The following is a 523-nucleotide window of genomic DNA, read 5'->3' on the forward strand; positions in this document are numbered from 1 at the left end:
CCATATGCTTCCATTGAAATGACTCAGTTAAGAGCGCTTATGGAAAAGCAAAACCGAGATGAATTTACGCCGTTGTGGTGCGGACAAAATTCGTCGGGTTGCAAAGAAGTTTCGGCAGCAGAAATGACACTGTCATTAGTGGAAGGGATTGATTTGAGCTTATGTTCCTCAGACTGATTTGGCCTGAGGAACACATTTCAAGTGAAGGTTATTGAGGCGCTTTCATCGCTTCAGATTGATCGCCCGTCATCACGAAGTGCAACTCACCACCCGGTTTGAACTCGGAATGGTCGAAGAAGAAACCGTTATCCAAAGCTTTGCCATTGATGGTGACAGACTTGATGTACATGTTGTCATCGGCGTTGTTCTCTGTGGTTATGGTGAACGTGCCGCCTTTCACCGGAATCACCGCTTTGTCGAATAGCGGACGACCCACAGTGTAAATAGGTTCTGCTGCGTTCACTTGGTAGAAGCCTAATGCAGACATCACATACCAAGCGGACATTGCGCCCACGTCTTCGTT

At 47.2% G+C, this 523-nt stretch carries 1 protein-coding gene and 1 pseudogene; one reads left to right on the top strand and one right to left on the bottom strand.

Annotated features, from left to right (window positions below; all coding sequences use genetic code 11):
• A pseudogene (locus R7190_RS30580) lies at nucleotides 1-177 on the top strand (2-nitropropane dioxygenase); the annotation flags it as partial.
• Nucleotides 178-208: 31 nt separating this feature from the next.
• On the opposite strand, the gene R7190_RS30585 reads toward R7190_RS30580, so the two are convergent.
• Nucleotides 209-523, bottom strand: a 315-nt coding sequence (locus tag R7190_RS30585) for a glycoside hydrolase domain-containing protein (RefSeq protein WP_318138305.1), incomplete at its 5' end; no start/stop codon positions are given.

This window comes from Vibrio sp. 1078-1, from assembly GCF_033340475.1.